Raw genomic sequence first — 4,667 nt, 5'->3', positions numbered from 1 at the left:
ACGCAACTCAAACTAAAGTTCTTGACGTTGACGGTAAACAATTGGTTAAAGTTGTATCATGGTACGACAACGAAATGTCATACACTGCACAACTTGTTCGTACTCTTGAATACTTCGCAAAAATTGCTAAATAATTCATGAGTCGATAAAAAGCAAGGCCTCTTGGTCTTGCTTTTCTTATATGGAAAAATGGATGACACAATCATCCATTCTTTTTTAATTCTTTTTCAAAAGTATCTGAAAGGGTAGTGAAGCTTAATTTCTCTAATGTAAGCGGATGGGTAAAGGACAGTCGAAAGGCGTGGAGCATAAGCCGACTCGTCTTTGATTTACTCTTATAGAGAGGGTCGCCTAAAATAGGGAAGTTATGATGCGAAAGGTGCACACGAATCTGATGGGTTCGCCCTGTCTTTAGTTTGCAACGAACCAAGGAAGTTTTGTTTGGTAATTGTTTTAATCTGCTTACATGCGTTTCAGCATATTGCCCATTTTTTGTATCAACTATTCGCTTTCTGCGATCATAGCGATCACGTCCGATTTTGTCTTTAAAAACAAGTTCTTTGCTGTTGATATGTCCGTCGACCTGTGCCCAATATTCCCTAGAAATCTCTTTTTTCTCCAGTAAGCGATTGAGAATAGGCAGGATAAAAGGATTTTTGGCAAAGAGAACCAAGCCGCTGGTTTCCATGTCCAGACGATGAACGACATAGCAGGTTTGGCCAACATAGGCGCTGACATGGTTAAGAAGGGCGATTTCGTTTGGCTGATTACCATGCGTTTTCATCCCCTCTGGTTTGTTCACAATAACTAAGTGTTGATCTTGATAAACTTCCTGAACGAGGTTTGGGTTGCCCCAAGGGATTTCTTTTTTGGGATAATCTTCCTCGTCAAAAGTTAACTGGCAAACATCTCCAGGATTTACGATTTCGTTCCAGTGGACTTCTTCTTGATTTATCAAAATATGTTTCTTGATTCTCAAAAAATGACGGATTTTTCTAGGGATGAGGAGTTGTTCCTCAAGTAATTGCTTTACCGTCATTTGAGGTAGAGAGTCTGGTAATGTAAATGTGAATTGCATACAGATATTGTAACAAAAAAACCCCTATTTGGATAGGAAATAGCTAAATTCTTGTCTTCCTATGATGAAGATGATAAAATAAACGCATGAAATTAGATAAATTATTCGAGAAATTTTTTTCTCTTTTTAAAAAAGAAGCAAGTGAACTAGAAGATTCTGATTCTACTAGCTTACGTCGTTCTCGCAGTGATCGAAAAAAATTAGCCCAAGTAGGTCCAATTCGAAAATTTTGGCGTCGCTATCATCTAACAAAGATTGTCCTTATACTAGGTTTGAGTGCAGGCTTGCTAGTTGGGACCTATTTGTTTGCTGTTGCCAAATCAACCAATGTTAACGATTTGCAAAACGCCTTGAAAACTCGGACTCTCATTTTTGACCGTGAAGAAAAGGAGGCTGGTGCCTTGTCTGGTCAAAAAGGAACTTATGTTGAATTAACTGATATCAGTAAAAATTTGCAGAATGCCGTTATTGCGACAGAAGACCGTTCTTTCTATAAAAATGACGGGATTAACTATGGCCGTTTCTTCTTGGCTATTGTCACTGCTGGACGTTCAGGTGGTGGTTCTACTATTACCCAACAGCTGGCTAAAAACGCCTATCTGTCACAGGATCAAACTGTTGAGAGAAAAGCGAAAGAATTTTTCCTTGCTTTAGAATTAACAAAAAAATATAGTAAGGATCAAATTCTAACCATGTACCTTAACAATGCTTATTTTGGAAATGGTGTGTGGGGTGTGGAAGATGCGAGTAAGAAATATTTTGGAGTTTCTGCATCAGAAGTGAGTTTGGATCAAGCTGCGACTCTGGCAGGGATGCTCAAAGGACCGGAACTGTATAACCCCTTGAAATCTGTAGAAGATTCTACCAATCGGCGCGATACTGTCTTGCAGAATATGATTGCAGCAGGATATATTGATAAAAATCAAGAAACCGAAGCTGCTGAAGTTGATATGACTTCGCAATTGCACGATAAGTATGAAGGAAAAATCTCAGATTATCGTTATCCTTCTTACTTTGATGCAGTAGTTAACGAAGCCGTTTCTAAGTATAATCTAACAGAGGAAGAAATTGTCAATAATGGTTACCGCATTTACACAGAGCTGGACCAAAACTACCAAGCAAATATGCAGGTTGTCTATGAAAATAAAGCGCTATTTCCGAGGGCAGAGGATGGAACATTTGCTCAATCAGGAAGTGTCGCTCTCGAACCGAAAACAGGGGGAGTTCGTGGAGTTGTCGGTCAAGTTGCTGACAATGATAAAACTGGATTCCGGAATTTCAACTATGCAACTCAATCAAAACGTAGTCCTGGTTCTACAATTAAGCCTTTAGTTGTTTATACGCCAGCAGTTGAAGCAGGCTGGGCTTTGAATAAGCTCTTGGATAACCATACCATGCAGTACGATAGCTATAAGGTTGATAACTATGCAGGAATCAAAACGAGTCGAGAAGTTCCTATGTATCAAGCCTTGGCAGAATCGCTTAATCTACCTGCTGTTGCCACTGTTAATGATTTGGGCGTTGATAAGGCTTTTGAGGCGGGCGAAAAATTCGGACTCAACATGGAAAAAGTCGATCGTGTTCTTGGTGTCGCCTTGGGAAGCGGTGTTGAAACCAATCCTCTGCAAATGGCTCAAGCATATGCTGCTTTTGCAAATGAAGGTTTAATGCCTGAAGCTCATTTTATTAGTAGAATTGAAAATGCTAGTGGTCAGGTCATTGCGAGCCATAAAAATTCACAAAAACGAGTAATTGATAAAGCTGTAGCTGATAAGATGACCAGTATGATGTTGGGTACATTCACCAACGGAACAGGTATTAGTTCATCACCTGCAGACTATGTCATGGCAGGAAAAACTGGTACAACCGAAGCAGTTTTCAATCCAGAATACACAAGTGACCAGTGGGTAATTGGTTATACTCCAGATGTAGTGATTAGTCACTGGCTTGGTTTTCCGACCACTGATGAAAATCACTATCTAGCAGGATCTACTTCAAACGGTGCAGCCCATGTCTTCAGAAATATCGCAAATACAATTTTACCTTATACCCCAGGAAGTACCTTTACAGTTGAAAATGCATATAAGAAAAATGGAATTGCACCAGCTAACACAAAAAGACAAGTACAAACTAATGATAATAGCCAGACAGATGATAATTTGTCTGATATTCGAGGACGTGCGCAAAGTCTAGTAGATGAGGCTAGTCGGGCTATCTCGGATGCGAAGATTAAGGAAAAGGCTCAAACAATATGGGATTCGGTAGTCAATCTATTTCGTTAAGATGCTTGTCAAAGCCTAGCTTTCTTGTTATAATAGATAAGATGGAGGCGTTATGGCACTAAAAAAAGCAAGCCTAGCTTGTGCGGTTTGTGGTTCGAGAAACTATTCAATCAAGATCAGCGGGAACCCCAAGCCAACACGACTAGAAGTAAATAAATTTTGTAAACATTGTGGTAAGTACACTATACACAGAGAAACGAGATAGGAGAGAGCGATGCGTTTTATTGGAGATATTTTTAGACTTCTTAAAGACACAACATGGCCAACTCGCAAGGAAAGCTGGAGAGATTTTCGTTCTATCATGGAATACACAGCTTTCTTTGTAATAATTATTTACATTTTTGACCAGTTGATTGTTTCAGGTTTGATTCGATTTATTAACATTTTTTAGAAGGTTAGTGGAGTTAATTACACTAGAAATCTTCTATTATGAAAGGAAATATCATGGATAGTTTTGATAAAGGGTGGTTTGTTTTACAAACTTATTCTGGTTATGAAAATAAGGTAAAAGAAAATCTATTACAACGTGCACAAACCTACAATATGTTGGATAATATTCTACGTGTTGAAATTCCAACACAAACAGTGCAAGTTGAAAAAAATGGAAAGAGAAAAGAAGTAGAAGAAAATCGCTTTCCAGGTTATGTTCTTGTAGAAATGGTCATGACAGATGAAGCTTGGTTTGTTGTTCGAAACACACCAAATGTTACAGGATTTGTCGGATCTCACGGAAATAGATCAAAACCAACTCCATTATTGGAACAAGAAATTCGTGACATCTTGGTTTCTATGGGACAAACTGTACAAGAGTTTGATATCGATGTTGAAGTTGGTCAAACTGTACGTATCATTGATGGAGCTTTTGCAGACTATACTGGTAAGATTACAGAAATTGATAACAATAAAGTGAAGATGATTATCTCTATGTTTGGTAATGACACAGTTGCAGAAGTAAACCTAAACCAAATCGCAGAATTATAACCCTGAGAGAGGCCTGTCCTCTCTTTTTTGTGCAGTTGAGGAGCTAAAGGGTGCAGAATGGATGAAATGTGCCAAAAGTGTTTCTGAATCTGTTAGACTGTATCTAGAAAGGGGAAAAGAATGATTAAAGAATTGTATGAAGAAGTCCAGGGAATTGTATATAAGAGTAGAAATGAATATTACTTGCATTTATGGGAACTATCGGATTGGGATCAAGAGGGGATGATCTGCTTGCATGAATTAATCAGTAGAGAAGAAGGGCTTGTAGAAGATATCCCTCGTTTACGTAGATACTTCAAAACTAAATTCCGTAATCGCATTTTAGA

Annotated in this window: 5 protein-coding genes and 2 pseudogenes; 6 read left to right on the top strand and 1 reads right to left on the bottom strand. The window is 38.5% G+C overall.

Annotated elements, in window-relative coordinates:
- A pseudogene (locus tag RWM06_RS09365) lies at positions 1-134 on the top strand (type I glyceraldehyde-3-phosphate dehydrogenase); the annotation flags it as partial.
- Positions 135-202: 68 nt separating this feature from the next.
- Here the strand turns inward: RWM06_RS09365 and RWM06_RS09360 are convergent.
- The gene (locus tag RWM06_RS09360) at positions 203-1,078 is read right to left on the bottom strand and encodes an RluA family pseudouridine synthase (protein ID WP_313970919.1); all 876 of its coding nucleotides are present in this window, start codon (positions 1,076-1,078) and stop codon (positions 203-205) included.
- 86 nt (positions 1,079-1,164) lie between these two features.
- Here RWM06_RS09360 and pbp2a point away from each other — a divergent pair, with 86 nt between their 5' ends.
- From pbp2a to RWM06_RS09335, 5 genes and pseudogenes are all read left to right on the top strand, one after another.
- The gene (pbp2a, locus tag RWM06_RS09355) at positions 1,165-3,360 is read left to right on the top strand and encodes a penicillin-binding protein PBP2A (RefSeq protein ID WP_313970918.1); all 2,196 of its coding nucleotides are present in this window, start codon (positions 1,165-1,167) and stop codon (positions 3,358-3,360) included.
- Positions 3,361-3,412: 52 nt separating this feature from the next.
- Entirely contained in the window at positions 3,413-3,565 is a 153-nt protein-coding gene (gene rpmG / locus RWM06_RS09350) for a 50S ribosomal protein L33 (RefSeq protein WP_125393967.1), read from the top strand.
- 9 nt (positions 3,566-3,574) lie between these two features.
- Positions 3,575-3,751 carry a preprotein translocase subunit SecE gene (gene secE, locus RWM06_RS09345; protein WP_042900249.1) on the top strand — a complete coding sequence of 59 codons (177 nt, stop codon included), beginning with the start codon at positions 3,575-3,577 and terminating at the stop codon, positions 3,749-3,751.
- A 53-nt stretch (positions 3,752-3,804) separates the two neighbouring features.
- On the top strand, positions 3,805-4,341 hold the full coding sequence (gene nusG / locus RWM06_RS09340) for a transcription termination/antitermination protein NusG (protein ID WP_000376740.1): 537 nt from the start codon (positions 3,805-3,807) through the stop codon (positions 4,339-4,341).
- 120 nt (positions 4,342-4,461) lie between these two features.
- Positions 4,462-4,667: pseudogene (locus tag RWM06_RS09335) on the top strand (sigma-70 family RNA polymerase sigma factor); the annotation flags it as partial.

The sequence above is a fragment of the uncultured Streptococcus sp. genome, from assembly GCF_963516575.1.
Lineage (GTDB): Bacteria > Bacillota > Bacilli > Lactobacillales > Streptococcaceae > Streptococcus.
Note: the sequence above shows the minus strand (reverse complement) of the source record. Positions and strands in the feature narration are given on the sequence as shown.

What these genes read in the sequence shown, in the direction of transcription:
- rpmG (WP_125393967.1), top strand. Translation starts at nt 3,413, where the DNA reads ATGGCACTAAAAAAAGCAAGCCTAGCTTGTGCGGTTTGTGGTTCGAGA.
- secE (WP_042900249.1), top strand. Translation starts at nt 3,575, where the DNA reads ATGCGTTTTATTGGAGATATTTTTAGACTTCTTAAAGACACAACATGG.
- RWM06_RS09360 (WP_313970919.1), bottom strand. Translation starts at nt 1,078, where the DNA reads ATGCAATTCACATTTACATTACCAGACTCTCTACCTCAAATGACGGTA.
- nusG (WP_000376740.1), top strand. Translation starts at nt 3,805, where the DNA reads ATGGATAGTTTTGATAAAGGGTGGTTTGTTTTACAAACTTATTCTGGT.
- pbp2a (WP_313970918.1), top strand. Translation starts at nt 1,165, where the DNA reads ATGAAATTAGATAAATTATTCGAGAAATTTTTTTCTCTTTTTAAAAAA.